The sequence below is a fragment of the Paramuribaculum intestinale genome (assembly GCF_030759015.1).
Lineage (GTDB): Bacteria > Bacteroidota > Bacteroidia > Bacteroidales > Muribaculaceae > Paramuribaculum > Paramuribaculum intestinale.
This window is the reverse complement of sequence record NZ_CP098825.1, coordinates 2,900,135-2,926,350: the sequence shown is the minus strand read 5'-3', so window position 1 is coordinate 2,926,350 and position 26,216 is coordinate 2,900,135. Positions and strand designations below refer to the sequence as shown.

Genomic DNA, 26,216 nt, shown 5'->3' with positions numbered 1-26,216 from the left:
TGCAAGCCATATCGGCCGGCAGGGGACGGTTTCGTATATCGGCCGGAGCCGAACGGCTCCGGCCTATTGTCAGGATCAGCGTATATAGTTGCTCACTTTCAGATCGCTCACCTTGCTCTCAAACTGTCCAGCCTTGGCCAGAGGCAGCACGAGAGTCTGCAGGCGATACATCTTGTTCTTGCCCTCATTGTACCACTCGGTAGTGTTGTCGAGGCTGCAGAAGAGCTTGCCGTCGACATACAGGCGGGTGGCCTTGTTGGTGCCGGTGATGCGGATATCCACCTTCTCGCCAGGATAGGGACGGAAACCGAAGTCATAAAGATAGCCGTCGCGCATGAAGCCCAACATACCCTTCACGGGGTCAGCGAGATACAGCTTAGAGTCGAGCGATTCAAACAGCACTGTTCCGGGCTTTTCGAGCGTTGCATCGAGAGTAAACTCCAGAGTCCAGTCATATCCTACGTCGGAAATGCCGGTCGACTGTCCGGGGCGCAGCTGTGCCGTATCGTAGACCACCGAATGCGGATCGCCGACGCGGGCCAGCCTGTTGACGCCGGGAGCCTCGGCCAACTGCTGCGAGGCAGCTCTGAAATCGTCATAGGGAAGTGTCACCGACGGTCCGTCCCACAGCTTGGCAGCCATCACGGGAAGAGCGTCCATCACGCGGTGGTGCACATCCTGCACCGACACGCCGTTGCCCACATGGTCGTTCCACACGGCGAAATAGCCGCCGACGAGAGCCGTGTCGCGCTCCTCGAACTGCACCGGACCCACACGCGCCGGAGTCCACTCCTTGTAGAGCCACTCGGTGTTGAGATAATCGTGGTAGTAACCGGCATTGGGCACTATATACACCATGCCGTCGGGGATTGAGTTGATCTTGAATCCGAGGCGGGCCATCTCCTTGGGATCGGCATAACCGTTATACCATGCGTCGAGCATCACACCCTGCGTCTTGACGGGAGTCTCGCCCGGAGCTGTCGACAGCGACCCCCATACCCACGGAGTCTTGCCGTAGCCCTCTACAAGGCGGATGTAATGGTCCATGAACGAACGGAATCGCTCGGCCGTCTCCTTCTGTTTGTCAAATCCGGGATAATCCTTGCCGAACTCGTCGGTGCCGATATGCATGTAGCGGCCTGTGAATACCGGATCCGGACCGCCAAGATATTCATGGAAAAGCGAGTCGAGAAACGGCATTGTGGCCGGATTGAACAGATCGAGATGATCCTCGCCGAACTCCTTGCTGCCTATGCCGCGGTAGCGTGCGAATGCCAGAGCATGAGCCGGAATGTCTATCTCCGGAACGATCTCCACCATATCGCCTGCCGACGTGCGCTGCAGGTCGCGCATCTGCTGCTTCGTGTAGTAGCCGTCGCGCGAAGTCAATCCGGGGAAAGTGTCGCTCTCCATGCGGAATGCGGCATAGGTCTTGTCCCAGTCATTGGCAAAATAATACGGGAAGCCGTTGTCGTTGAGATGCAGACGCAACGAATTGATCTTATAGTACGACAGCACCTTTACCAGATCGTCGACATAATCGAGCGGGAAAAACTTACGCCCTACGTCGAGCGACAGGCCGCGCACCGGATAGTCGGGCCAGTCGGTGATCTTGCCTTTCGGGACAGCCTGTCCGGGAGTCTGCTGCGCGATCTGCAATAGCGTGCGCGTACCCCAGTAGACACCTGTAGGGGTAGGCGACGATATGGTCAGACGGCTGTCGGCGGTCATCGTGTATCCTTCGTCGCCAAGACGGCGGTCAGCCTTGATTTTCAGCTCCACATCGGAGGCCGCAGCCTTGCCCGACACCACTTCGAGCGCAGTGCCGAACATGCGCTGCCAGTCGGCGGCGAGAGAGTCGGCCACAGCCCGCAGAGCCGGATCAGCCACGACTATGCGCGACGACGTGGTGATGTTCAGCACTCCCTTCGAGCCTTGCCACTGGCGCACCTCAGGCACCACGAAAGGCTTTGGATTCGTACCGCCCGGAGCGGCCGACGCCGACACCAACGCGCAGACAAGCGCGAGCGCGGCGAGAATGGTTTTCTTCATGATAAATCTGTATATTGAAAATTATAAACGAAATCCATTGATTTTTCACAAAATTAGCAAATATTTCCACAACTATGCCATCATCAGGTGAAATGATGTACCACAGACGCTAACTGTTTTGTTATTGGGAATAAATATAGTAACTTTGCACCCTCAAAACCAAATCATTTCTCCTTAATGAGGCATATACGACTGTTAACCGCGCTTCTCACTACGGCTGCGTCGGCTCTGTGCGCTCCGGCCATAGAGCTGCCCGACAGCACATTCAGATATTCGGCCGAGGTCAACGCCACCGTCAGCTCCGGAGCCAACACCCCCTTCTGGCTCGTCAACAACCGCTTCGGCCTGTCGTCGATCGAGAAAAACAACGGCTACGTGCGCGCGTCGCTGTTCAAGGACGCCCGCAAAGAGGGCCGACGCCTTACGTGGGGCGCCGGAGTGGATCTGGCTGTACCCTGGAACTTCACCTCGTCGTTTGTGGTGCAGCAGCTCTACGCCGACCTGCGCTACCGCAATGCCGAGCTGTCGGTGGGATCCAAGGAGTGGACCGGAGGATTCAACAACCTGCGCCTGTCGAGCGGCGACCTGCTTTTCTCCAACAACTCCCGCCCCATACCGCAGGCGCGGCTGTCGCTGCCCGACTACGTCAAAGTGCCGTTTACCAACGGATGGATCGGCATCAAGGGCTATCTGGCCTACGGAGCCTTCACCGACGACAGCTGGCAGCGCCACGCCGCCAAGAACGGAGCGCGCCACACCAAGCACGTGCTGTTCCACTCCAAAGGCGGCACGCTCATGGTGGGCGACACACAGCGCTTCCCGCTCACTTTCGAAGCCGGACTTCAGATGGGCGCCCAGTTTGGCGGACAGTCTATGTTCCAAGGTCAAGTCATCGACATGCCCAACGGCTTCAAGGACTGGATCAAGGTATTCTGGCCATCGGCCGGAGGAGGCGACACCCCCTCGTCGGAACAGCTCAACGTCTATGGCAACCACACCGGCGAATGGGATTTCCGCCTCAAATGGGCACCGGCGGAGTCGGACTGGTCGGCGGCACTCTACTACGAGCACTTCTTCGAGGACCACTCGATGATGTTTTTCGACTACACATGGCGCGACATGCTTCTGGGCGTGGAGGTCAACCTGCCCAAAAACCCGATAGTCAGCGCCTTAGTTTATGAATATCTCTACACCAAAGACCAGGCCGGCCCGGTCTACTGGGATCACACTCCGGAGATACCCGAACAGGTGAGCGGACGCGACCAATACTATAACCACGGCATCTACGCCGGATGGCAGCACTGGGGCATGGGCATAGGCAATCCGTTGCTCATATCGCCGGTCTACAACCGCGACGGCTCCCTGTCGTTCAGACACAACCGTATCAAGGGCCATCATCTCGGCGTCGAGGGCAACCCCGTGCCGTGGCTCACCTGGCGCATGCTCCTGAGCTATTCGCGCAGCTGGGGCACCTACGACGCCCCGACACCGAGAGTGCTTGGCAACGTCAACACACTATTCGAAGCCACCATCCGTCCGCCAAAGCTCAAAGGATGGTCGGGAACCATATCATTTGCCACCGACGGAGGATCCCTGCTCGGACCGAGCCGTGGCGCCATGCTATCAATCAAAAAGACCGGATGGCTATGAACAGACCGCACACAACCAACTGCGCCGCAGCCATATTGGCCGCCATACTGATCATTATCTCCGCCACCTCATGCCGCAAAGGCGGCATCAACGGCGATCTCGACGGACAGTGGCGCGTGATCACAGTTGAAAACCTCGACGACAACACCGTCAGCGAGCCATACACCCTCTTCTATTGCCTCTATCTCCACACGGCCAACCTCACCAACCCGGGAGTGAAGGCCACCGCCAACATGACCTACGACAAAACCGACAGACGGCTGACGCTCGAATTTCCCTACGGCACCGATCAGCTCGCACCGTGGGGCATCTACGCCTCGCCGACCATTTTCAAGATAGAGCATCTCAACCACCAGACACTCGTCGTCACATCCGACAAGGCAAGGATCACGATGAAGAAATTCTGACCGAATCATTTGCCGAAGCCACACTAATTTAGTAATTTTGCAAACCGCGTCCGCTATCGGCGCTCTGCTGGGATGCCTTAACACTAACCTTAAAAGCAAGATGACAGTGACTCTCCATTCTGCTCACACTTTTATTCAGACCGATATATGACCACCTGGATTATCTGCTGCTTCCTGTCGACGCTGCTGAGCGTCCTCTTTGCGGGAATACTGATTCCGCAGATTCTTCTGGTGTCGTACCGTCGCAAACTGTTCGACATGCCCGACGAGCGCAAGATCCACCGCGGCACCGTGCCCCGCCTTGGCGGCATAGCCTTCACGCCGGTGATCCTGTTCAGCGTGTCGCTGCTTCTCGGCATGTCGATACTCATGGGCAACACCGACATGGAAAACATGATGCGCATCAACGCCCAGGCCATATCGTTCGGACTGTGCGCGCTGCTGCTCATGTACCTCACCGGAATGTCCGACGACCTGATCGGAGTGCGCTACCGCGCCAAGTTTGTCGTGCAGATATTCTGCGCCGTGCTGCTCATCGGAGCCGGAATGTATGTCAACGACCTCCACGGCATCATCGGCCTGGGTCATATCTCGCCATGGTTCGGCATTCCGCTGACGATACTTATCGTGGTATATGTGGTCAACGCCATCAACCTCATCGACGGCATCGACGGCCTCGCATCCGGGCTTTCGAGCGCGGCGTTCATCATCTACGGCACAGCGTTCCTGATGATCGGCAAGCCGATCTTCGCCATGCTGTCGTTCGCCTGCCTCGGAGTGCTGATACAGTTTTTCTACTACAACGTATTCGGAAGCGCCGAACGCAAAAAGAAAATATTCATGGGCGACACCGGCAGCCTGACCATCGGACTGCTCCTTGCCTTTCTGGGACTCGCGCTGCTGCAATGGTCGCCCGACAAATTCCCCACATTCCGCACCAACCCGATGATTCTGGCCGTCTCGCCGCTGATCATCCCGTGCTTTGACGTAGTGAGGGTGTTTCTCCACCGCGTGCGCCGCCACGGCAACCCGTTCCTCCCCGACAAGACCCACATCCACCACAAGATGCTGGCCATCGGACTCAACCAGCGCCTTGCCATGGTGCTCATCGTGGTGGCATCCATAACCTTCAGCATAGCCAACATACTGCTGTCGCGCTATATAGAAGTCAACCTGCTGCTCATACTCGACATCCTGCTCTGGACGCTGGCCAACCTGTGGCTCACCCGACACATACGCAGCCGCGAACGCCGCCTCGGCGTGAAGCTCATGGATCACGAAAATCCGACCAAAGAAAAAGATTCCGACAACCAACCGCACAACAACAACGACTGATGACGTCAAAGAGATTTTTCAGTTTCGGCCTCATTATAGCCGCCATGCTCACGGCTCTGACCGCATGGGCCAAAATGACCGACCAACAGGTAATCGACTACATCAAGCGCCAGAGCGCTGTCGGCAAAACCGAACAGCAGATAGGCAAGGAACTGCTCGCAAAAGGCGTCACACCCGAACAGATAGAGCGGCTGCGTGAAAAATACGAAGGCATCGAATCCGACACCAAGACCAAGAAAAGCAAGGACGGCTCCACCACTGCCTTAGGCAAACTCGAAGGCACTCGCGACAGCCGTCTGCGCAAAGCCCTCGAACCCGACGACAAGACCATCTCGACCATGACCGAGGTGTTTGACGTCATGACACCCGACTCGCTCGCACTGCTTCAGGACACCGTGGCCAAGCGCAAGATATTCGGTCATGATCTATTCAACAACAAGGCGCTCACATTCGAGCCGAACGAAAACATGGCAACCCCGTCGGACTACCGCCTCGGACCGGGCGACGAAGTGGTCATCGACATATGGGGAGCCAGCGAGGATGAGATACGCGACGTCATATCGCCCGAAGGACGCATCATGATCGAACAGATCGGACCGGTCTATCTCAACGGCCTGACCGTGGCCGAAGCCAACGACAGACTGCGCAAGGCATTCGCCACCAAATATGCGGGAGTAGCCGAGGATGAGACCGACGTAAGCCTCACCCTCGGACAGATACGCTCGATACTCGTCAACGTGATGGGCGAGGTCAACATACCCGGATCCTACAGGCTGTCGCCGTTCTCCACAGTGTTCAACGCCATCTACCGCGCAGGAGGCATCAACGACATAGGCACGCTCCGCAACATCCACGTGATACGCAACGGAAGCCGTCTTCTCGACGTTGACATCTACGACTATCTCTTCGGCGGACACGCCAACTCGGCCTCCGTCAGACTGCAGGAGGGCGACGTGATCATAGTGCCCCCCTACGAAAATCTTGTCAGCGTGGAGGGAGGCGTCAAACGCCCGATGTTCTATGAGATCCGCGAGGGCGAGTCGCTCCAGAAGCTGCTCGGATATTCGGGAGGCCTCGCCGGCGACGCATTCAGCGAACTGGTGACCGTCAGCCGTCCGACCGGCCGGCAGAACGAGATCTACAACGTGGAGAAGGCCGACTTCAACACCTATCAGCTTCGCGACGGCGATGTGGTGAAGGTAGGCACGGTCGTTGACCGGTTTACCAACCGCGTGGAGCTGCGCGGCTCCGTGATGCGTCCGGGCATGTATGCCATCGGCGACGACACGATGACACTCCGCTCGCTGCTGAAGCAGGCACAGGGACTGGCCGACGACGCATTCACCACACGCGCAATACTCTACCGCGAAGGCGAGGGCGAGACGCTCAAGGCAATGGGTGTGGCTCTCGGCGAGATTCTTGCCGGACGGGCGTCCGATGTAAAGCTACTGCCCAACGACATACTCGTGGTGGCGAGCGTGCATGAAATCGTCGACCACGGCGAACTGACCATCAACGGTCAGGTGACCAGCCCCGGCGACTACCCCTACGCCGAAGGCACCACCGTCGAAGACCTCATAGTCATGGCCGGAGGTCTGCTGCAGGGCGCATCGACCGCACGCGTCGAAGTTTCGCGCCGCATCATCGACCCGCAGAGTCTCAAACCCACCGAAAACACAGCCGAGATATTCACCTTCGCCCTCAAGGACGGCCTCGTGCTCGGCGGCGATCCCGAATTCAAGCTCAAACCCTACGACATCGTGGAAGTGCGCCGCTCTCCCGGCTACCAGACACAGAAGCTCATCGAGGTCGACGGCGAAGTGCTGTTCGACGGACAATATGCCCTGCAGCGCAAGAACGAACGCATCAGCGACATAGTGCGACGCGCCGGAGGCGTCACCGACGGAGCCTATCTCAAGGGCGCCCGACTGATGCGCAAAATGACCGACGACGAGAAGGCCGCACGCGACGAGTCGCTCAAACTCGCCATGTCGCAGTCGGAGGACTCGATCAACATAGAGCAGCTCTCGCTCAGCGACGTATATTCCGTAGGCATAGAGCTGGAGAAAGCGCTCTCGCAGCCCGGAAGCTACTATGACCTGGTGCTGAAGGACGGCGACAAGCTTATCATACCCGAAGAGATCAGCACCGTCAAGATATCAGGCGACGTGATGTTCCCCAACGTGGTGGGCTACGTGCCCGGCAAGAAGGTGGACTACTACATCAACCAGGCCGGCGGATATGGCGAACGCGCACGCAAGAACAAGGTGTTCATCGTCTACATGAACGGCACAGTGGCACGCGCCAAGGGAGGTTCGGTTCTGGAACCGGGATGCCAGATCATCGTGCCGTCCAAACCCAAGACCGGCGGCACCAACTGGGCGCAGGTGATCAGCTACGTAAGCTCGTTCGCATCGCTCGGCACCATGGCCGCCACCATCTACTCAATATTCAAGAAGTGATGACCAACGACAAAAGCGACAAACTGACCGACGGCAGCCACATGGCGCCCGACGACGATCAGCAGGAGATAGATCTGCTCGAACTCGCACGCAAGCTCTGGAACGGACGCCGCACACTGCTCCGCTGGGCCATCTACGGCGCGGTGGCCGGAATCGTGATAGCATTCTCGATCCCGAAAGAATACACCACCACCATCAAGCTCGCGCCGGAAGCCACCAACAATCAGGGCATGAGCGGAAACCTCGGAGCGCTTGCCGCCATGGCCGGCATATCGGCCGGATCAAGCACCGGAGCCGACGCTATTGGCACGCAGCTCTACCCCGACATTGTCAGCTCGGTGCCTTTCGCCATCGGACTGTTCGACGTCAAGGTGACCGACAGAGAAGGCAACGACACCATCACCGTACGCCGCTATCTCACCGAAGAGATCTCAGCGCCATGGTGGAGCTACATCACCTCGCTGCCCGCACGCGCCATAGGCGGAATCAGAAGCCTCTTCAGCGGCAGCGACGACGCCGACGACCTCCGCAAGCCCGATGCATTCCGACTCACCCCCGACGAAAGCGGCATAGCCGCCGCCCTGGCATCGAGAGTCAGCGTCGAATCGGCGGCCAAGACATCGGTCATCAGCATCAGCGTGACAATGCAGGATCCCATGGTATCGGCCATGCTGGCCGACACTGTGGCCGAACGCCTTAAGGAATATGTGATCGGCTACCGCACCAACAAGGCACGCAAGGATATGGAATATGCCCAGAAAATCAACGACGAGGCACGACAGGCCTACTACGAGGCCCAGCAGCGCTACGCCAGCTACGTCGACAACAACCAGGGCATAATACTCCGCTCCAAACGCAACGAGGAGGAGCGCCTGCAGAACGAGCAGGCTCTCGCCTTCAACCTCTACAACACCACCGCCCAGCAGCTTCAGGTGGCCAAGGCCAAGGTGCAGGAGATCACCCCGGTGTTCACCGTCGTGCAGCCATCCACCGTGCCGCTCGCGCCCTCCAAGCCATCGAAAATGCTGATACTCGTCGGATGCGTATTCCTCGCTGTAGTCGGCGCCTCGGCCTGGGTATTGTTTGGCAGCGACGTTCTCGACACATTGCGCAAGGCTCGCCAGAAGGAGGGATAAGGTCATGAAGTGGACACGGCTGATAGCACTGTTCGTCGCAGCCACGATGCTGGCCGGCTCCGGAGTCTACGCCGAGCCGCGCCGAAAGAAACCTCGCATCGCCAAGCCGCTCCGCAAGATACACACCGACACCATCGCAATTCCCGACGACATAGTGTTTGACTCGTTCGACACCCCTGCCGAGGAATCCGCCGAATCACCCTCCTTCGCCGTAAATTTCTTCTCCGGCGACGAAGCGATCATGGGTCCCACGCAGATCGATCCCGAAACGATGTGGCTGTTTGTCAGCCAGCGCAATCCCGACTTCCCTATCGAGATAGCGCAGGCGTTCTACGACGTAGGTCAGATCTACGGCATACGCGGCGACGTGGCGCTGTGCCAGTCGATACTCGAGACCGGATGGTTTCTCTACACCGGCGGCACAGCCGTCAGACCCGAGCAACACAACTACTGCGGACTCGGAGTGACGCGCAAAGGGATACGCGGACACGCCTTCAAAGATCCCCGCGAAGGGGTGACCGCCCAGATACAGCATCTATACGCCTACGCCAGCACCGGACGCCTGCCTAAAGGCGAGGGACTGGTCGACCCGCGGTTCAGCCTCGTCAGTCGCGGAGTGGCATCGACATGGCACGACCTCAACGGACGATGGGCCGCCAACAACCACTACGGCACACAGATAATGAAACTCTATGCCGACCTCTGCGCCTTCAGCGCATCGCGGCAATAAACAACCCCACACATACAATCCAACCATCACCCACATGGATCAGAACCGACACGACGACAACCTTTCGCTGCTCGGACAGTCGAAAGCCACCCAATATCCCACCGACTACGCGCCCCAACTGCTCGAATCGTTTGTCAACCGGCATCCCGACAGAGAGTATCTCGTGACACTCCGATGCCCCGAATTCACATCGCTCTGCCCCATCACCGGACAGCCCGACTTCGCGCAGATAATCATCAACTACATACCGCGCCAGCGCATGGTGGAGAGCAAATCGCTCAAACTCTACCTGTTCAGCTTCCGCAACCACGGCGACTTCCACGAGGACTGCGTAAACATCATACTCAACGACCTCGTGCGGCTCATGGATCCGCGCTATATAGAGGTCAAAGGCATATTCACCCCACGCGGAGGCATTGCCATACACCCGTTCGCATCATACGCCGACGACGAGCATCAGGAACTGGCCCGGCAGCGCATGCTCGCAGCCATGGCCGACAAATGACCGACCTCTACAACAACGACACCATACGATCATGGAAAAAGACACATTGCTGATATACAGCGGCGGACTTGACTCCACCACACTGCTGTGGGAATACGCCCCGCGCATAGCCCTCGCCGTCAACTTCTCCTACGGAGCCAACCAGAACGAACGCGAGGCCGAATGCGCCCGCTGGCAGTGCCGCAAGGCCGGCATCGAACTCATAGAGATACCGCTCGCGTTCATGAAACAATACTTCAAAAGCTCCCTGCTCGAAGGTCCCGACGCTGTGCCCGACGGACAATATGCCGGCGACAACATGTCATCGACCGTCGTACCCTTCCGCAACGGCATCATGCTCTCCATAGCCGCCGGAATAGCCGAAAGCCGCGGACTGCACCACGTGATGATGGCCAACCATTCGGGCGACCACGAGGTATATCCCGACTGCCGCCCGCAGTTTGTCGAAGCCATCAACGCCGCCATCTCAGCAGGCACCTACGCCGGAATCACACTCACCGCTCCCTACACCGGACTGACAAAAAACGAGATAGCACTGCGCGGAATGCGTCTGGGAGTCGACTACGACCACACCTACTCCTGCTATCGCGGCACGCCGCAGCACTGCGGCAGCTGCGCTACCTGCCGCGAACGCCAGCAGGCGCTGCGCTACGCCCGCGAAGCCCTCGAAGACTGACCTGCGGCCTCGCCCTGGATCACCCGGAGCCACGCCACTCCCACAATGAGCCATCTCCATCAGCCGTCCTCAATGAGGCTTCTACGAAACAAAGATCACATGAAAGTTTCTATGACGGATTCCTCGGCATTTCCATGAAATCCGCCTGTAAACTTTTTCTGACGCAAAACGTTTGCCAAAAGAAAAAGAATCACTACTTTTGCGCTCCCCGCACGCAAAGCGGATCGCAAAAAGGACAATAACGAACAATCAAAACAATCATAGCCATGTACTGGACACTCGAACTTGCATCAAAACTCGAAGACGCTCCCTGGCCCGCGACCAAAGACGAGCTCATCGACTATGCCATGCGCTCAGGCGCCCCGCTTGAAGTGATCGAAAACCTTCAGGAAATAGAAGACGAAGGCGAAACCTACGAATCCATCGAAGAAATCTGGCCCGACTACCCCTCCAAAGAAGACTTCCTCTTCAACGAGGAGGAATATTAAGCCAAAATTGGTTGATTTTATCAACTTAAATATTTGAAATACAAACGATTGACAAGTGATAAATAAACTTGTCAATCGTTTTTTATTGTCTTTCATCGCAAAATAAACTTGTCTATTTTCAAGTAGTTAGCTTGCCAAAAATTTGTTAACTTGCCTATTTATAGCTATATTTGCACCATATTCCGAACTTGGTGAGTATTTAAATAGTTATCTTCTCATCTTGGTGAGTACTTAACCTTTCAGAAATAAGAATATGGGCAGACAAAAGAAACCTTTCCCTCTCGGACATTTCCAGCTTCGGTATCCGAAGAATTACGTCAAGTCGAAAGTTTATCCTGTGGAAATAGAATATATCTTTGGTGGCAGACCAATCCGGCGCAGCATGAATATATCTGTTGCTGTGGCCGACTGGAACCCTAATGGCAACAACGGGCGTGGCGAGATTCGTGCGTCTGTTCCAGACAGCGCACGTTTCAACAAACTTCTGCTGACAAAGGTCAATAAGGTTGATGCCGGATTGAATGAATACAATCAGAAGTTTCCCGGTCAGATCAATGAGGATATAATCGCAGCTTTTCTCGATGATAAACCTATTACCCGCAGGGATAAGGGCGAAGACTTCGCTGCCTACGTTGAAAAGCGGCTCGCCATAGACTATAACCTGAATAAGATTGGTTACAGCCGTTATCAGAATGGGAAAAGCGCAATGAATATCTTTCGCCAATTTCTGCTGACGACAGGTAAAGGCACATATAAACCTGATGCAATCTATATAGGAGAAATATCAGTTGAGCTCATCGACAAATACATCAAGTGGCGGCGTGAGTTCAAGAATAACTCCGACCAGACCATCAACCACGCGCTTACCCCAATCCTAAAAGCATGTGACAGCGCATGTACCGCCGGATATATCGACCGAGAAGTTAACGCCGAGTTGCAGGATATGCGCATCCAAGAGAAAGCATCTCTCGAAGTAGAGGGTGAGAAGGAATTCGACGGCAACTATCTGACCAAAGACCAACTCCAAAAGTTAGTGGAGTTCTATGAGAAAGATACCGAACCGCGCCGTAAGGAATACATAGAGATGTTCCTGTTCGCTTTCCATGCCTGTGGACTACGTATTGTTGATGTCATGACCCTGCAATGGGGACATATCAACTTCGAGAAACGAGAACTGAGCAAAGTCCTCATCAAGACCAACCATCGCCATAAAATCCCATTGACAGATCCGGCTATCCGGATACTCCACAAATGGCAAGCGATGGGTCGTAGGAAGAAATACGTGTTCGACCTCGTAAAAGATGAACTGAGCCTCAACAATGCCGAAGCCCTCTATAAGGCCCGTAACACCGCCACCAAGTGCGTCAATCAAGCCCTGAACGTAGTTGGGCAAAAGCTGGAGATACCCTTCAGCCTCTCCTTCCACTCCTCGCGCCACACCTTCGCCGTACTTGCCCTCAACGATGGATTGAGCATGACAGTCATCAGTCGTCTCCTCGGCCACGGCAGCACCGACGTCACAGAAAAAGTCTACGCCAAATTCCTCCCTCAGACCCTCACCGCCGAAGTCGAACGCCTAGGCTACGCCTACTTGCCAGAAGAATTATGATAAAACTAAAAAGAGTCGGCAGAACACCATAGCTTGCGGCAAGCATTGCAACGGGGAACACGACTTTGGAGTGTTCCCAGCCGCCCACGGCAAGGATTTTTTGTGGTAACGGTCGAGTTACCCAAAATCCGAATAGTTGCTATTCGGACACCTTGCTGTGCTCCGTTGAGCACCAACGATGCCATGAGAACTTATGAGAAAAGAATCATGTTGGGGACTTGAAAATTTGGTGATACCTCGCCTATATTGGGAGATACATGTACAACCTCAAGCTATATCAGGCAGAAAATATTTGGAATTATAGGGTTTTGATAGCTTACTTTGCACCGTCAATGACAATGAAGAACCTCCATGTATGAATCTCCCCATTGTCATTTGACACGAGAATTCTCATCTTATTTGTGGATTTTTTAGTAGCTGCTTGATTAGTCAATCACTCAATCAGCTGCCATTCCGTCAATCCACTATTGATTTTCAGCGCAATAAGTATCGGCTTATGCGTGGATGGCAAATGTTGCCGCAAACGGACCACTGATTGATTGTTTGGCAAGACAACCATGCAGTCAATCAAACTCTCAATAAATTGATTGGACGCCTACTTAATCGCCTGATTGATCAACCAATCAGGCGAAAGGTCAACCATGCACTTGCTTATTCTGTCATACATCCGTCTAATTGCCATAATGAGCAGTTGACTGATTGGTTGATTAGTCAGAACTTCAACCAAACATTTAATCAACCGCATAGTTGACTGAATACACGGTTGAGCATCCAATCAGTCAATTGAGAGACCTGTCATCCGATTAAGCAACTGAAGTTTCACCGTTTACCCCCTGACAGATGAACAGCATCGAAACCCTCCTCCACAGGATCCTCCAACTTGTGGAGGCTAAACACGCTCATCTCCTCACCACCGATAAAGAGCGTATCTACGACAACAAATCGTTGATGGCACTCCTCGGCATCAAAGACCGCTACCTGAAACGCCTACGCGACAACGGCCTACTCGGCTACTCCCGCCACGGCGATAAATACTGGTACACCCAATCCGACATCGACCGCTTCCTCACCAGCTGTCACTACACTCCTTTCGCAGAAAACCGTGATTAAAGTTTCACCAAGGGTACTGCATAACCTTGGAAACATGTAGGAAACCTGTTTTTCGCATATTTTAACAAAAATCAGCCTGTGGCAAGCCGTCTAATTCAGGATTTTTTTTCGTATCTTTGCGTCTTGATAGACGCATCTGACGATGATAAGACCAACAGAAAAATAGCAACATATTAATTTATAGCAGCAAGGCTTTCGTGAAGTTCATGGGCTTGGTCGCCTATCAAGACTATACGAAAGCCTTTTGTTATATCCGACATACTTGAATTATGCGAAAGAAAGTAAAGACATACGATATACCTGAGGAGGTCGTTTCTGCAATTGCAGCGGAACGCAGATCTTCTTATGGCCTACGTACCTATGTCAGCTTGTTCAGTAGCGCAGGTATCGGATGTTATGGGTTTAAGGAAGCTGGGTTCAATTGTATCGCAACAGTTGAACTACTTGAGCGTCGTCTGAAAATTCAAAAACACAACGATAAGTGTATGTTGTCTTCCGGATATATATGCGGAGATATGACGCTTGATGAAACAAAGGATAAAGTATTCCGTGAATTGGCGGTATGGAAAGACTGCTTTGGTGTAAACGATCTTGATGTGTTGATTGCGACACCACCATGTCAAGGGATGTCTGTGGCGAACCATAAGAAAGGAGATGAGCTAAAACGCAATTCGCTTGTAGTAGAGTCTATCAAGATTACTAAAGAAGTCCGGCCAAAATTCTTTATATTTGAGAATGTAAGGGCTTTCTTGACTTCTGTTTGCACTGATATTGATGGTACAGACAAATCAATCAAAGAAGCAATTTCCTTAAATCTTGGGGGACAATACAATATTCTGTATAAGATTGTCAACTTTAAAGATTATGGTTGTCCGTCAAGTCGAACCCGAACTCTTGTTATTGGAGTTAGAAAAGACATTCAAGACATAACTCCTTTCGATGTATTTCCCTCGCGTTCATCCGAGAAGACTTTACGCGAAACAATTGGTCATCTACCTGCTCTTACTACTATGGGAGAGATTTCGGAAGATGACATATATCATAATTTCAGAAAATATGCTCCACACATGGAAGCGTGGATTTCTGAAATAAAAGAAGGCCAATCTGCGTTTGATAACGAAGATATAACTCGAATTCCACATACAGTCCGGGATGGAGTTGTTGTGTACAATGCGCAAAAGAATGGTGACAAATATACGCGCCAATATTGGGACAAAGTAGCTCCGTGCATACATACACGTAACGATATTATGGCAAGTCAGAATACTGTTCATCCGACTGATAATAGGGTGTTCAGTATTCGGGAAATCATGTTGATGATGTCTGTGCCTTATTCTTTTAAATGGACTGATATTCCTTTTGATGAACTTAATAAGTTGCCATTAAAGGAGAAAGAGGCATTCCTCAAAAAAGAGGAAATGAATATTCGACAAAATCTGGGTGAGGCCGTTCCGACAATTATATTCAGACAGATTGCCAATAAAATTAGAAAGTGTCTGGATGTGCCTGTATTCTCCAATGCCGATGCCCTATCTCTCGTTAAAGAATTTACTCTGAATACACAAGAACGCATTTTGCGATATGTTATGCAGAGCAAACAGCCGTTTTCAAAACTGTCGCGCATAGTTGAAATGGCAAATTCAGAACGAGACAATACCGCGGCGTACTATACCCGACAGGATATTTGTTTCGGGATTGTAAATAATCTTCCCGAAGCCAAGAATTTTGACCATATTTCGATTCTGGAGCCTTCAATAGGCGTAGGGAATTTCCTCCCATGCTTGATTGAAAGATATTCGTCTGTTCCATTTGTTAGTATTGATGTAGTTGATATTAATCCTGCTTCCATCGAATTGCTAAAAGAGATGGTTGCCAAAATGAATGTGCCTAACAACTTCACTATAAATTATATTGTCGGGGATTTTCTTTTATATAATTTCACGGACAAATACGATATCGTGATAGGGAATCCTCCGTATATGAAGTTGACTAAGGATAAGAAGTTGGCGGCTATATACAAGGCTTCAGCAGCAAACAAGGATACAAACAACATATTTGCTTTTTTCATTGAAAAGGCATTGACGCTGGGTGACTATGTTTCATTAATCGTTCCCAAAAGCTTGATAAATGCTCCTGAGTTCAATGAGACGAGAAAACTCATGAACGAATATTCACTGACTCATGTGATTGATTTCGGCGAAAAAGCATTTAAGGGCGTAAAGATAGAGACTATTTCATTCACAATCAATACAAAAAATAGTTCGAAAAATACTACAATATATTCGTATATCAATAATTCTGTATGGAATGTTGACCAGTCGTATATAACAGATTCTCAATTCCCTTATTGGCTATTGTATCGAAATTCGGACTTTGATGAGATTGCTTCCTCTATGGAGTTTGGCATATTCAAAGCATATCGTGACCGAGTTATAACAAAATCGGTCACCAAATCGAATGGTAAATTTCGTGTTCTCAAATCACGCAATATTGGGAACAATGAGATTATAGACATTCCAGACTATGATTGTTATATTGACGATGTAGAATCTTTCGATGTGTCTAAATATCTCAATCATACAGAATGTGTATTGTTGCCAAATCTTACGTACAATCCACGAGCATGTTTTATGCCAGAGAACAGTATCGCAGATGGGTCTGTTGCTATTTTAACGCTCTGCGATGAGGAAAATACTGTATCACCAGAAGATTTAGAGTTCTATTCAACTGAGAGTTTCTCGAAATTCTATGCCATTGCAAGGAATTTAGGCACACGCTCATTGAACATTGACAACAACTCGGTTTTCTTCTTCGGCAAACTTATAAATGCAGAATCATGAGAGATCAAATCAATTCATATCTAAGCCATTTTGACTTTGACATACGCAAATCGCATGATGCGCGGTATGTTGACCAGAAGTGCACCCCTGACATCGTGTGCTTCTTGGCTGATTGTATTTTGAATATTGCATCGTCACATCCGACATTTACAGCTAATGACATATGGCAGAGCCAATACTTCAAGCATAACTGTCGAGTGGTGTTCAATAAACCATACGCAGATGATGAAAGGGCGAAAAATGAATACAATAAATGGTTCTCTCAGCCACTGAAATTATTTCATACCGCTGGGATATTAAATGCAGATTTGACTACTCGGCCCGCAACTTATTCAATCAAGAATGAGGAACTTTTGGATTATATTTCACGAAGAGACCGAAACGCCTATAACTTCTTGTATTGTTTCTTTTCAAAGGTTCTCAAAGATAGTGGATTTTGGCGATTCTTTGAGGAATATTTGGAGAATGTCAGAAGCGAAAGAGACAGAGCTAAAACGGAATTGTATGACCGTTATTATCGCCTTATAAGTGGTAATACACCATCTCAATCAAGATTGGATATTAACAGAATGTTCCATAAGGTTTTGAATGTATTAGCAGCTGAACATAATGTTCCCGGAAGTAGTGGGAAAGAAGCCCGTATGTTCTCTGACCTTATGTACAATAAGAAAAACTGGAGAGATCTCAACAAGGAGAAATCAATCACCCGACAAGAAGCAGCAGAAGCCCAACAACACGACGAACAGCAAGAAGCATATAACGCATACTATGTGCAGAAAGCTATTGCTCTCATAAGAAAGATACAATCGGAAAGCGAAGTGCATGATGCTTGGTCAAACGGTCTGGCAACACAGGTTCACCATATCTTCCCGAAATCTCAATTTCCAGAGATCGCACACTATGTGGAGAATTTGATTCTTCTCACCGCTACTCAACATAATACAAAAGCGCATCCAAAAAACAACACGCAGATTGTCGACAAAGATTATCAGCTTGTGTGTCTTTTGGCAAAATCCGACACCATTGAGCAATCTCTGCGTCAAGTCGGAGAACGCTACTATCGGAAAGAATCGTTCTTGTATGTTATCAATACGGGACTTGACTGCGAACTAAGTATGCAGCTATCTTTCTCGGAGATTAAACATAATCTTATTAAATTGTATAATCGAGCATAAAGCCATAAAAAATGGAACTTATAGATTATCAGATTCTCTGCATCTACAACAATGTTGGAAATGCCAGTATTGCCGATTTTCAGGAAACAGAAAATATTGAGCAATATACTAAGGATTTGTTAACGCGAGCAATGAATCAACAAGATCGCAGATACAAATTCAATGAGAATAAGCGTACTACTAGAGAGCGTGTTCTTAGTATAGCCACAAAGAAGTCAATAGACAAATTCGGTCTTGAGTTGGGAAATGATCTTGCTTATTCAGAAAAATGTAAGAATGACGAGATAAAACATCTAAAAACCCAGATACCAGTTGGTGTTTTGATTGTCGCATATGGAATGTACGACAATCGTGAGTTTGTTTTATTATTAAAATCAGACTATGATAAATTCATCTCAGAAGCTACTGGGAAAATACAATCTGGACTATCTCTTAAAAATCAAATTTATAAAACCTGTCAATTCACCATAAAAAGAAGCGCACAAGAAATAGAAGTTTCTGACATCACGACTTCAGATTCAACTAAGCGCCAAAGTGAATATTGGCATAAGGATTTCTTAGAACTTAATCCTGTGTATTCTGATACAGAGAATACAGACAAGGCCTATTCAGCCATAAAAAAGAACATACTTAATCCTCTTCAAAAAGAATCGCCAAGCGATCATAGGACGCTTAAACAACTTACTGTAGGATATTTCCGACAATCAGGGACTTTTGATATTGACTATTATAGAGATGAAGTTCTTGGTAAATATCAACCTCAAGAGCCGGAGCGTGTAAATATAGATAAATTAAAATCAAAAGTCGATAAAATAAAGGCATCAAAATCGTTTGATCCAGTATTCAATAAAGATACATCTGTAGTCAAGGATCGAATTAAAGGATCATACAAACTTACAGATGAAATGGATTTGAAAGTTAAAACTGATTTCCCGAATCCACAAAATATAATCTTACCCTTTGAAGGAAATGGAAGAAAGGGTATTACGATTATATCTGAGCGAGGCTATATCTTTGCCCAGGATATAAAAACAAATAAATTATTATAAGAGATATGGACAGTGTATTTGAAATTATCAATGTATTCTCAGAACGCTATAATCAGATTCATGAAAAGTGTACTGAAGATTTCTATACACTCTCTTTATTATATCAAATTGACAGTCTTAAAACTCTGATTCCTCAAAATGGTATAGATGGAGAAATCCATTCTAGGGATATTTTGTCTGTAAACATCTACGATTCGGCAGATGTAGAGGATGACATTGCTCTCAAATATTGCTCTTCACATAACAACTGGGATGAATTCATCGTTGAATATAATCGTTTAGATAAGACAATAAAACGAACTCTAAAGATTGAGATTTCTAAAGACGTAGCAACGCAAGAGCACTCAATTTATAGTTTTGATTTGTTCAGTAGCTATTTGAAATCCTGTAACGTCTTTTCTATATTGGGACAGTTATGCGAATTCTTAAATTCAGACGTATGTGTGTTTGAATTTCAAGAAGACCATATCCCTCATTTTTCAACATCAAAGTTCCATTTTCACGGGAAAGGTAAAAAGATTATAAAAACAGCGTTACCGAAATCAAAGGAGGAAAGAAACAGATGTATAAGTAAAGCTGGATTTTTATGTTCATCTACAGAATTCAAGGGAAAACTTATTCCTGATGATATATTCCCTATTTCATCTGATAATGCATTCTTAAAGACATTATTTGACAAACTATCTACAATCTATGCGTTGTGTTTTTTATTGGATTACACCTTTGAAGAGCAGAACTATTTAAGTTATAAATTGAATGGTTTCAAATCCATTGCAGGGAAATGGGCGCTTGTACAAGATATAAATGAAAATACAGCGAATGTAATAAATAGAATTTATACGTGGGGATATAATGGCGGAGATATTGATGACAAAATATTGATTATCCGTAATATTCTTTCATTAAATGTTGACCCGGCGTCATTAGTTCTGCATTCAAATACCTTTGATGCAATTCTTTCTAATTATAAGATTTATCAGAAAGAAAATGTGCGTCAATATTTAGACTTAAGAAATAACGTAGTAAAAAATATTCAGAGATATCAAGATTCTATTCTGGAAGCAATTGATGATTTCGAGAATACATTTAAAAAGTTGTCAATTTCATTGTTGTCTTTCTTCTTTATCTCAGTTGTTCTTTCAATACTATCATTCGCACTATCTTCTAACAGGCACATTCCAGATGCTGTCATATTGTGCTGTATGGCATTATGCGTTATATCTTTGTTGTATTATAAAAAAGAACGCAAGTGGCTAGATAATAGGATTAAGTATTTGGAGGGTAGATTTAAAAGTGGCAAGAAATATTTTGAAGATTTGCTTGGTAAAGAAGAATTAAAAAATTTCTTTGAAGAGGGGAATGATTTAGACAATAAAGATGAACAGTTTAGGAACCATAAAATTGATGAATTTTCAAATCTTTGGAAATGGTCAACCGGGATTATACTTGCAGTACTACTGCTGGTTTTAATCCTTAATCATATTCATCCTTTGATTCAAATTACTCAGATGCTCGGACAATTAATAGATGCGCTTCGTAATTTGTCGTCTTCTATTGCCAAATAAACTTGCCTATTCCTGAAAATTCAAGACTAAATTACTGATATGACGATATAAATAATTTTTTCAACGAGGATGAATACTAAGCAATAAGCAACAACCCGATAATCAATGGCTGAGAAACAACTGATTTTCTTGACCATTGCTATTTTATCCCGTTTTACCCTATGATCTTCTTTGCCATAGACAGACCACCAAGGCGATGACCAGGATAAATCATGTTTTCTTGGCCAAGAATATTTGTTTTCTTGGCTAAATTCAGATACTCCTCCGAGGTTTGTGTGCGCCAGAAGTCACACACAAGACAACCAATAATAGTTGATTTTACAAAAACAACCAAAATTGGTTGCGAACATTACAATTTATTTATGGATTGTTTGGCGACACCAAAATAACCATTTAGGGCTGACTCCTGCAATAGGTATCAGCCCTAATTTTTCAATCGCTCAAAAAAAGTTTAGCGGACAGTAATAATTATTTTTAATTTTCAGATTTTATAAAATTGCCTTTCTTAGATATTTGGATGGAAGTCGGTGTCGAAATATATACTTTAGACCTGTTGGGGTCAATCTACTATAAGTAAATTCGAGCATAACGCCAGGTTCCTCCCAAACAGTGCCATCTTCAATAAAGTGTAAACATCCTGTATTTCCAAGAAACTGTAGTAATGGAGATGACAACCTCCAAGGATTACCCATAAAATAAATATCTTTGGAAAGACTATTTATTTCTACCTTACAGTTTCTTACGATAGTAGCATACAATTTATTAAATAAAAAATCACTGCATTTTGCCGGTTTATTGGGAAGTAACCCTTCAAGGTAATAAAATAGCAAAATTATTTCTTGAAACGTTGATAATTTAGGCTCAACAACATTCTTAGTAGGATTGACCCAATTTACAAGTTCTATCCAATTATCTTCAATATTGGATAGAGGCTCAATTTCTTGATTTAAAAGTTCGTTCATATTTAGTATTCTTTAGGCCAGCAGAAATCGGATTTTCCGTCTGACCAGATTATGTCGCGAATTTTTGTAATATATTCCCAAGAGGGCTGAGAGAGACACTGCGTATGTAAAAGAGTGCGGTGCCCTTTGGTATCACGATTAACCCAAAGCATCGGCTCTTTTTCGTCGGCATTATAGGCTTTCTCAACCTCGTTGGTTGGGAAGCCGAGAACTTTAGCGCACCATTCGAGAGGTACAGATTGACCGACGTCTTTACCTATCCCCAATATTACAATAGGGAATTGCCTGAAGAATGGATGCGAGAACAATTCGCGACTTCTTTCTTTAACCGATGCCTCCTTGGCTTCTTTGTTGGTAGTTGCCAAGTTTTTTGCGGCAGCAGCACTAATATCGGTGTGAAAGCAGAAGTCGTGAAAGTCAAGTGGACGAAGAGAATACGGACGATCATACTCTCTACCCCAAATTAGGTCGACTAATTTTTGGTACCATACCCATGTCGTCGCGGTGCCATCGTTGTTTCCGTCAGCACGTAAGCATTTCTGATTCGGGAAAGGTCTACGTGGATTACAACGGCCTTCAATTTGTTTGTTCTCAAACAAGTTCTTCCAGTTTGAGCGGTTGAGTTCCTGGTCTTGATGAAAAGCATCGCGACCTATGTCCGTGTTTAGGTCGTGAGCCGGTTCACGACCAATAATAAGGATACGAGCATTGGGATTACCCATACCGATGTAATTCTGCTGATTTTCGGTAGAATATATAAGGTCTATAAATTCTTTAGGTGCGTTCATAAGCATTCCATTTAGTTATGATGCAAAATTACAACAACTACTCTCCACGAAACCGTGTTTTTTGTACCAAACTTCAAATAAACTTAAAAACATTTTGTAAAGTGTTATATTTCAATATCGTTGAAAACCTCGCCTTGTATGTCGGAAATGGCATCAACGGGATTTCGGTGTTGTCGGTAAGGGTATAAAGGTGTCGGTAAAGACAAACCGCAGGAGCGTCGCCTGTGTATCCCCGGATATGTCGCAGCACTCTGTACCGACGGTGTAGGTCGTATCGTCACAGGTATGCACGATGCCTACCCCCATAAGGTTATCGGCACAAAACAGTGTCTAAACAGTATCGGGCAGCTTGAGAGCAACACATATCGGGATATGGGCATACGTCCCGGCATCTACGAATTGTATGAGGACAAGGAAACAAAATCCGGGCGAGTGCTTGTATCGGAGTTCCTCCGCATCCGATTGGCAAGGTATTCAAATTTATTGCTGTCTGATAAAACTTTTTGAGTCAGGATAAAAATAAGGCTTGTACCTATTGCAGAAGTCAGCCTTTTTCGGTTATTTTGGTTTCGCAAAAAAACAAATACAACCGATGAGTAAAAGTAGTCATTTTAGCGGACAGCAATAATTATTTTAAGAGTATGTTTGAATTTCACTTCTATTCACTCGAAGAGGACTTTCGGAGAGATTTGCGTCAGTTGAGGAGGGAGCGATGCGTGCATCGTGACCGATGAGACTTGACGGTAATCGCCCGAAAAGACCCTTGAGGGGATAGAAAGGAATGCGGAGAGCGCGGCCTCGGTGTGGACCGGAGCCGTCTTCTGTCGTGCGTCTCCTGTTTATCAACCGCCGGAGGCTGGCGGCGTCACGACGGTTTGCCGGTGAGTATCGCCTTGATATCGTGGAGTTTCGTCAGAGCGGCAAACGGGGTGAGATTGTTGATGTCGGTGGCCAGTATCTCGTCGCGTATCTGAGTCAGCACGGGGTCGTCGAGCTGGAAAAACGACAGCTGCACGCCGCCATCGCCGCCGCGTGAGGCCGCGCCCTCGGCGAGCGAGCCTTTGATGCGCTCTTTGTTCTCGCCCGTATTGGCCTGCTCCAGTCGCCGCAGCACCTCGTCGGCCCGCTTCACTATGGCGCGGGGCATGCCGGCAAGCTTGGCCACATGGATGCCGAACGAATGCTCCGATCCCCCTTTTTCGAGCTTGCGCAGAAACACCACCTTGCCCTGGATCTCCTTGACCGACACGTTGTAATTGACCACGCGCGGAAAATTGCGCTCCATCTCGTTGAGCTCGTGGTAGTGGGTGGCGAATAGTGTCTTCGGCCGCAGGCCGCCGTACTCGTGGATATACTCCACGATCGACCATGCGATGGATATGCCGTCGTAAGTCGAGGTGCCTCGTCCGAGCTCGTCGAACAGTATCAGCGACCGCTGGCTCATGTTGTTGAGTATCGACGCCGCCTCGGTCATCTCCACCATGAAGGTCGACTCGCCGAGCGAGATGTTGTCGGAGGCTCCCACGCGGGTGAATATCTTGTCGACCACCCCTATGCGGGCACTGTCGGCGGCCACGAAGCAGCCTGTCTGGGCCAGCAGCACGTTGATGGCGGTCTGGCGCAGCAGCGCCGATTTGCCCGACATGTTGGGGCCGGTGATGATCATGACCTGCGTAGAGTCGTTCGAGAGGCTCACCGAGTTGGCTATATACTTCTCGCCCGGGGGGAGCTGACGCTCTATGACCGGATGACGTCCGCCGGTGATCTCGATGTCGAGCGAATCGTCCACCACCGGACGGTTGTAATGGTTCTCGATCGCCAGACGGGTGAACGCCGTCAGCACGTCGAGCCGTGCCAGCTGTGTGGCATCGAGCTGTATGGCGTGGATATACTGCGCCACCTGCCCCACGAGCTCCGCATATATGCGAGCCTCTATGACGGCTATCTTCTCCTGGGCGCCGAGTATCTTCTCTTCATACACCTTCAGCTCTTCGGTGATATAGCGCTCGGCATTGACGAGCGTCTGCTTTCTGATCCACTCCTGCGGCACCTTGTCGCGGTGGGTGTTGGTCACCTCCATGTAGTAGCCGAACACATTGTTGTAGCCTATCTTGAGGCTCGGTATGCCGGTGGCCGCGCTTTCGCGGGCCTGTATCTCCATCAGGTAGTCCTTGCCCGAATAGGCTATGTGGCGCAGCTCGTCGAGCTCGGCGTCGACGCCGTCCTTCACCACCGTTCCGCGGCTGAGAGCTACCGGAGCGTCATCGCGGAGCGTGCGGGCTATCGCATCGCGGGCGCCCTCGCACGGATTGAGCTGCTCGCCGATGGCATGCACCCCCTGGTCGTCGGCCTCCAGGCATATGCGTCTCACCGGCTCGAGCGCCACAAGAGCGTTCTTGAGCTGCACAAGCTCGCGGGGCGACACGCGCCCTACGCCCACCTTGGAGATCAGACGCTCTATGTCGCCTATCTGTTCGAGACAGGTCTTCAGCTCCTCGCGGCTGTCGCGCCGCCGCATGAAATACTCCACCACGTCGAGACGGGCGCGTATGGCCTGCACATCCTTTAGCGGAAAGAGCAGCCACCGGCGCAACAGCCGCGCGCCCATCGGGGTGACAGTGCGGTCTATGACGCTTATCAGGCTCTTGCCCTCGTCGCCGAGACCTTCGAGCAGTTCGAGATTGCGCACAGTGAAGCGGTCGAGCCTCACGAAGCGGTCCTCCTCAATGCGTGCCACCGACGATATGTGCGACGTGTTGGTATGCTTCGTTATGTCGAGGTAGTGGAGTATCGCGCCCGATGCCACTATGGCGGCAGGCATGTTCTGTATGCCGAAACCCTTGAGCGATCCGGTCTCGAACTGCTTCAGCAGCCGGTCGGTGGCCGCCTCACGGGTAAACACCCAGTCGTCGAGATCAAACGTCAGATAGCGCCCCGTCAGCACCTCGTCGAGCCGCCGGCGTTTGTCGCGCTCCACCAAAAGCTCCTTCGGGGCGAAATTCGACAGCAGCTTGTCGATATAGTCGGCCTCGCCTTCGGCGGTCAGAAACTCGCCGGTTGAGATGTCCAGAAAAGCCACGCCCAGAGTACGCCCTTCGCCGAAGTGTATGGCTGCGAGGAAGTTGTTCTGCCTGTGGTCGAGCACATTGTCGTTGAGCGACACACCCGGCGTCACAAGCTCCGTAATGCCGCGCTTCACAAGCTTCTTGGTCAGCTTCGGATCTTCGAGCTGCTCGCATATGGCCACACGCTTGCCGGCCCTGACGAGCTTGGGAAGATAAGTGTCGAGCGCGTGATGGGGAAATCCGGCAAGCTCCACCTCCGAGGCATAGCCGTTGGCACGCTTGGTGAGCGTGATGCCCAGTATCTCCGACGCCGTTATGGCATCCTCCGAGAACGTCTCGTAAAAATCGCCGACATGAAACAGCAGCACCGCGTCGGGATGCTTCTGCTTCATCTCCATATATTGCTTCATCAGAGGCGTTTCAGTCACCTTTTTGGCTATCGGACGTGCCATAGATATAGTCTGCTTTCTTGCTTTGATTCTCTAACATGGCTCATCCCCGAGGGTTGTCCGCCCGACGCATTCACTCATAGTTCGATAATCCGGCCGGCAAAAGTCGGGACAAGCACAGCTTTTCTTTACGGCAAAATTACTGAAAAAACGCGATTTTTGT

19 protein-coding genes are annotated in these 26,216 nt (G+C 49.6%); 15 read left to right on the top strand and 4 right to left on the bottom strand.

What is annotated here, in order from left to right; translation table 11 throughout:
• Positions 1-75 precede the first annotated feature (75 nt).
• The gene (locus NF347_RS13125; protein ID WP_107035960.1) at positions 76-2,052 is read right to left on the bottom strand and encodes a family 20 glycosylhydrolase; all 1,977 of its coding nucleotides are present in this window, start codon (positions 2,050-2,052) and stop codon (positions 76-78) included.
• A 177-nt stretch (positions 2,053-2,229) separates the two neighbouring features.
• Between NF347_RS13125 and NF347_RS13120 the strand changes: the two genes are divergently transcribed.
• From NF347_RS13120 to NF347_RS13050, 15 genes are all read left to right on the top strand, one after another.
• Positions 2,230-3,702 carry a capsule assembly Wzi family protein gene (locus NF347_RS13120; RefSeq protein WP_107035959.1) on the top strand — a complete coding sequence of 491 codons (1,473 nt, stop codon included), beginning with the start codon at positions 2,230-2,232 and terminating at the stop codon, positions 3,700-3,702.
• Positions 3,699-4,109, top strand: coding sequence for a lipocalin-like domain-containing protein (locus NF347_RS13115; RefSeq protein WP_161553810.1), 411 nt, complete (start codon positions 3,699-3,701; stop codon positions 4,107-4,109). The genes NF347_RS13120 and NF347_RS13115 overlap by 4 nt, the downstream gene beginning before the upstream one ends.
• A 147-nt stretch (positions 4,110-4,256) precedes the next feature.
• Positions 4,257-5,444 (top strand): MraY family glycosyltransferase, encoded by a 1,188-nt coding sequence (locus NF347_RS13110; RefSeq protein ID WP_107035957.1) that lies wholly within the window; start codon positions 4,257-4,259, stop codon positions 5,442-5,444.
• Positions 5,444-7,906, top strand: a complete 2,463-nt coding sequence (locus NF347_RS13105) for an SLBB domain-containing protein (protein WP_237613015.1) — start codon at positions 5,444-5,446, stop codon at positions 7,904-7,906. The genes NF347_RS13110 and NF347_RS13105 overlap by 1 nt, the downstream gene beginning before the upstream one ends.
• A complete protein-coding gene (locus tag NF347_RS13100; protein ID WP_107035956.1) occupies positions 7,906-9,042 on the top strand; it encodes a Wzz/FepE/Etk N-terminal domain-containing protein in 1,137 nt (378 codons plus the stop codon). The genes NF347_RS13105 and NF347_RS13100 overlap by 1 nt, the downstream gene beginning before the upstream one ends.
• Before the next feature lie 4 nt (positions 9,043-9,046).
• Positions 9,047-9,772 (top strand): glucosaminidase domain-containing protein, encoded by a 726-nt coding sequence (locus NF347_RS13095; protein WP_202613078.1) that lies wholly within the window; start codon positions 9,047-9,049, stop codon positions 9,770-9,772.
• A gap of 34 nt (positions 9,773-9,806) precedes the next feature.
• A complete protein-coding gene (gene queF, locus NF347_RS13090; protein ID WP_107035955.1) occupies positions 9,807-10,277 on the top strand; it encodes a preQ(1) synthase in 471 nt (156 codons plus the stop codon).
• A 31-nt stretch (positions 10,278-10,308) separates the two neighbouring features.
• Positions 10,309-10,953 (top strand): 7-cyano-7-deazaguanine synthase QueC, encoded by a 645-nt coding sequence (gene queC, locus NF347_RS13085; protein WP_107035954.1) that lies wholly within the window; start codon positions 10,309-10,311, stop codon positions 10,951-10,953.
• Positions 10,954-11,219: 266 nt separating this feature from the next.
• Complete coding sequence (locus NF347_RS13080; protein ID WP_107035953.1) at positions 11,220-11,441, top strand: DUF2795 domain-containing protein; 222 nt, start codon at positions 11,220-11,222, stop codon at positions 11,439-11,441.
• Between the two features lie 253 nt (positions 11,442-11,694).
• Entirely contained in the window at positions 11,695-13,050 is a 1,356-nt protein-coding gene (locus tag NF347_RS13075) for a tyrosine-type recombinase/integrase (protein WP_107035952.1), read from the top strand.
• An 840-nt stretch (positions 13,051-13,890) separates the two neighbouring features.
• Positions 13,891-14,160 (top strand): helix-turn-helix domain-containing protein, encoded by a 270-nt coding sequence (locus NF347_RS13070; protein ID WP_107035951.1) that lies wholly within the window; start codon positions 13,891-13,893, stop codon positions 14,158-14,160.
• Positions 14,161-14,429: 269 nt separating this feature from the next.
• The gene (gene dcm, locus NF347_RS13065; protein WP_107035950.1) at positions 14,430-17,000 is read left to right on the top strand and encodes a DNA (cytosine-5-)-methyltransferase; all 2,571 of its coding nucleotides are present in this window, start codon (positions 14,430-14,432) and stop codon (positions 16,998-17,000) included.
• A complete protein-coding gene (locus tag NF347_RS13060; RefSeq protein WP_107035949.1) occupies positions 16,997-18,175 on the top strand; it encodes a hypothetical protein in 1,179 nt (392 codons plus the stop codon). Before dcm ends, NF347_RS13060 begins: the two co-directional genes overlap by 4 nt.
• Before the next feature lie 11 nt (positions 18,176-18,186).
• Entirely contained in the window at positions 18,187-19,224 is a 1,038-nt protein-coding gene (locus NF347_RS13055) for a nucleoid-associated protein (RefSeq protein WP_107036426.1), read from the top strand.
• Positions 19,225-19,229: 5 nt separating this feature from the next.
• Positions 19,230-20,789 carry a hypothetical protein gene (locus tag NF347_RS13050; protein ID WP_107036427.1) on the top strand — a complete coding sequence of 520 codons (1,560 nt, stop codon included), beginning with the start codon at positions 19,230-19,232 and terminating at the stop codon, positions 20,787-20,789.
• Between the two features lie 488 nt (positions 20,790-21,277).
• Here the strand turns inward: NF347_RS13050 and NF347_RS13045 are convergent, their stop codons facing one another.
• The 3 genes from NF347_RS13045 to mutS form a co-directional block, all read right to left on the bottom strand.
• On the bottom strand, positions 21,278-21,751 hold the full coding sequence (locus NF347_RS13045; protein ID WP_107036428.1) for a hypothetical protein: 474 nt from the start codon (positions 21,749-21,751) through the stop codon (positions 21,278-21,280).
• A 2-nt stretch (positions 21,752-21,753) separates the two neighbouring features.
• Positions 21,754-22,539 (bottom strand): hypothetical protein, encoded by a 786-nt coding sequence (locus tag NF347_RS13040; RefSeq protein WP_133165432.1) that lies wholly within the window; start codon positions 22,537-22,539, stop codon positions 21,754-21,756.
• A gap of 865 nt (positions 22,540-23,404) precedes the next feature.
• A complete protein-coding gene (mutS, locus tag NF347_RS13035) occupies positions 23,405-26,056 on the bottom strand; it encodes a DNA mismatch repair protein MutS (RefSeq protein ID WP_107681367.1) in 2,652 nt (883 codons plus the stop codon).
• Positions 26,057-26,216: the final 160 nt, after the last annotated feature.

Excerpts from the sequence above, each read along its gene's own strand:
- NF347_RS13040 (WP_133165432.1), bottom strand. The coding sequence starts at position 22,539 with ATGAACGCACCTAAAGAATTTATAGACCTTATATATTCTACCGAAAAT.
- NF347_RS13125 (WP_107035960.1), bottom strand. The coding sequence starts at position 2,052 with ATGAAGAAAACCATTCTCGCCGCGCTCGCGCTTGTCTGCGCGTTGGTG.
- NF347_RS13075 (WP_107035952.1), top strand. The coding sequence starts at position 11,695 with ATGGGCAGACAAAAGAAACCTTTCCCTCTCGGACATTTCCAGCTTCGG.
- queF (WP_107035955.1), top strand. The coding sequence starts at position 9,807 with ATGGATCAGAACCGACACGACGACAACCTTTCGCTGCTCGGACAGTCG.
- NF347_RS13080 (WP_107035953.1), top strand. The coding sequence starts at position 11,220 with ATGTACTGGACACTCGAACTTGCATCAAAACTCGAAGACGCTCCCTGG.
- NF347_RS13070 (WP_107035951.1), top strand. The coding sequence starts at position 13,891 with ATGAACAGCATCGAAACCCTCCTCCACAGGATCCTCCAACTTGTGGAG.
- NF347_RS13060 (WP_107035949.1), top strand. The coding sequence starts at position 16,997 with ATGAGAGATCAAATCAATTCATATCTAAGCCATTTTGACTTTGACATA.
- NF347_RS13050 (WP_107036427.1), top strand. The coding sequence starts at position 19,230 with ATGGACAGTGTATTTGAAATTATCAATGTATTCTCAGAACGCTATAAT.
- NF347_RS13100 (WP_107035956.1), top strand. The coding sequence starts at position 7,906 with ATGACCAACGACAAAAGCGACAAACTGACCGACGGCAGCCACATGGCG.
- NF347_RS13105 (WP_237613015.1), top strand. The coding sequence starts at position 5,444 with ATGACGTCAAAGAGATTTTTCAGTTTCGGCCTCATTATAGCCGCCATG.
- NF347_RS13115 (WP_161553810.1), top strand. The coding sequence starts at position 3,699 with ATGAACAGACCGCACACAACCAACTGCGCCGCAGCCATATTGGCCGCC.
- dcm (WP_107035950.1), top strand. The coding sequence starts at position 14,430 with ATGCGAAAGAAAGTAAAGACATACGATATACCTGAGGAGGTCGTTTCT.
- NF347_RS13045 (WP_107036428.1), bottom strand. The coding sequence starts at position 21,751 with ATGAACGAACTTTTAAATCAAGAAATTGAGCCTCTATCCAATATTGAA.
- NF347_RS13110 (WP_107035957.1), top strand. The coding sequence starts at position 4,257 with ATGACCACCTGGATTATCTGCTGCTTCCTGTCGACGCTGCTGAGCGTC.
- mutS (WP_107681367.1), bottom strand. The coding sequence starts at position 26,056 with ATGGCACGTCCGATAGCCAAAAAGGTGACTGAAACGCCTCTGATGAAG.
- NF347_RS13055 (WP_107036426.1), top strand. The coding sequence starts at position 18,187 with ATGGAACTTATAGATTATCAGATTCTCTGCATCTACAACAATGTTGGA.
- NF347_RS13095 (WP_202613078.1), top strand. The coding sequence starts at position 9,047 with ATGAAGTGGACACGGCTGATAGCACTGTTCGTCGCAGCCACGATGCTG.
- NF347_RS13120 (WP_107035959.1), top strand. The coding sequence starts at position 2,230 with ATGAGGCATATACGACTGTTAACCGCGCTTCTCACTACGGCTGCGTCG.
- queC (WP_107035954.1), top strand. The coding sequence starts at position 10,309 with ATGGAAAAAGACACATTGCTGATATACAGCGGCGGACTTGACTCCACC.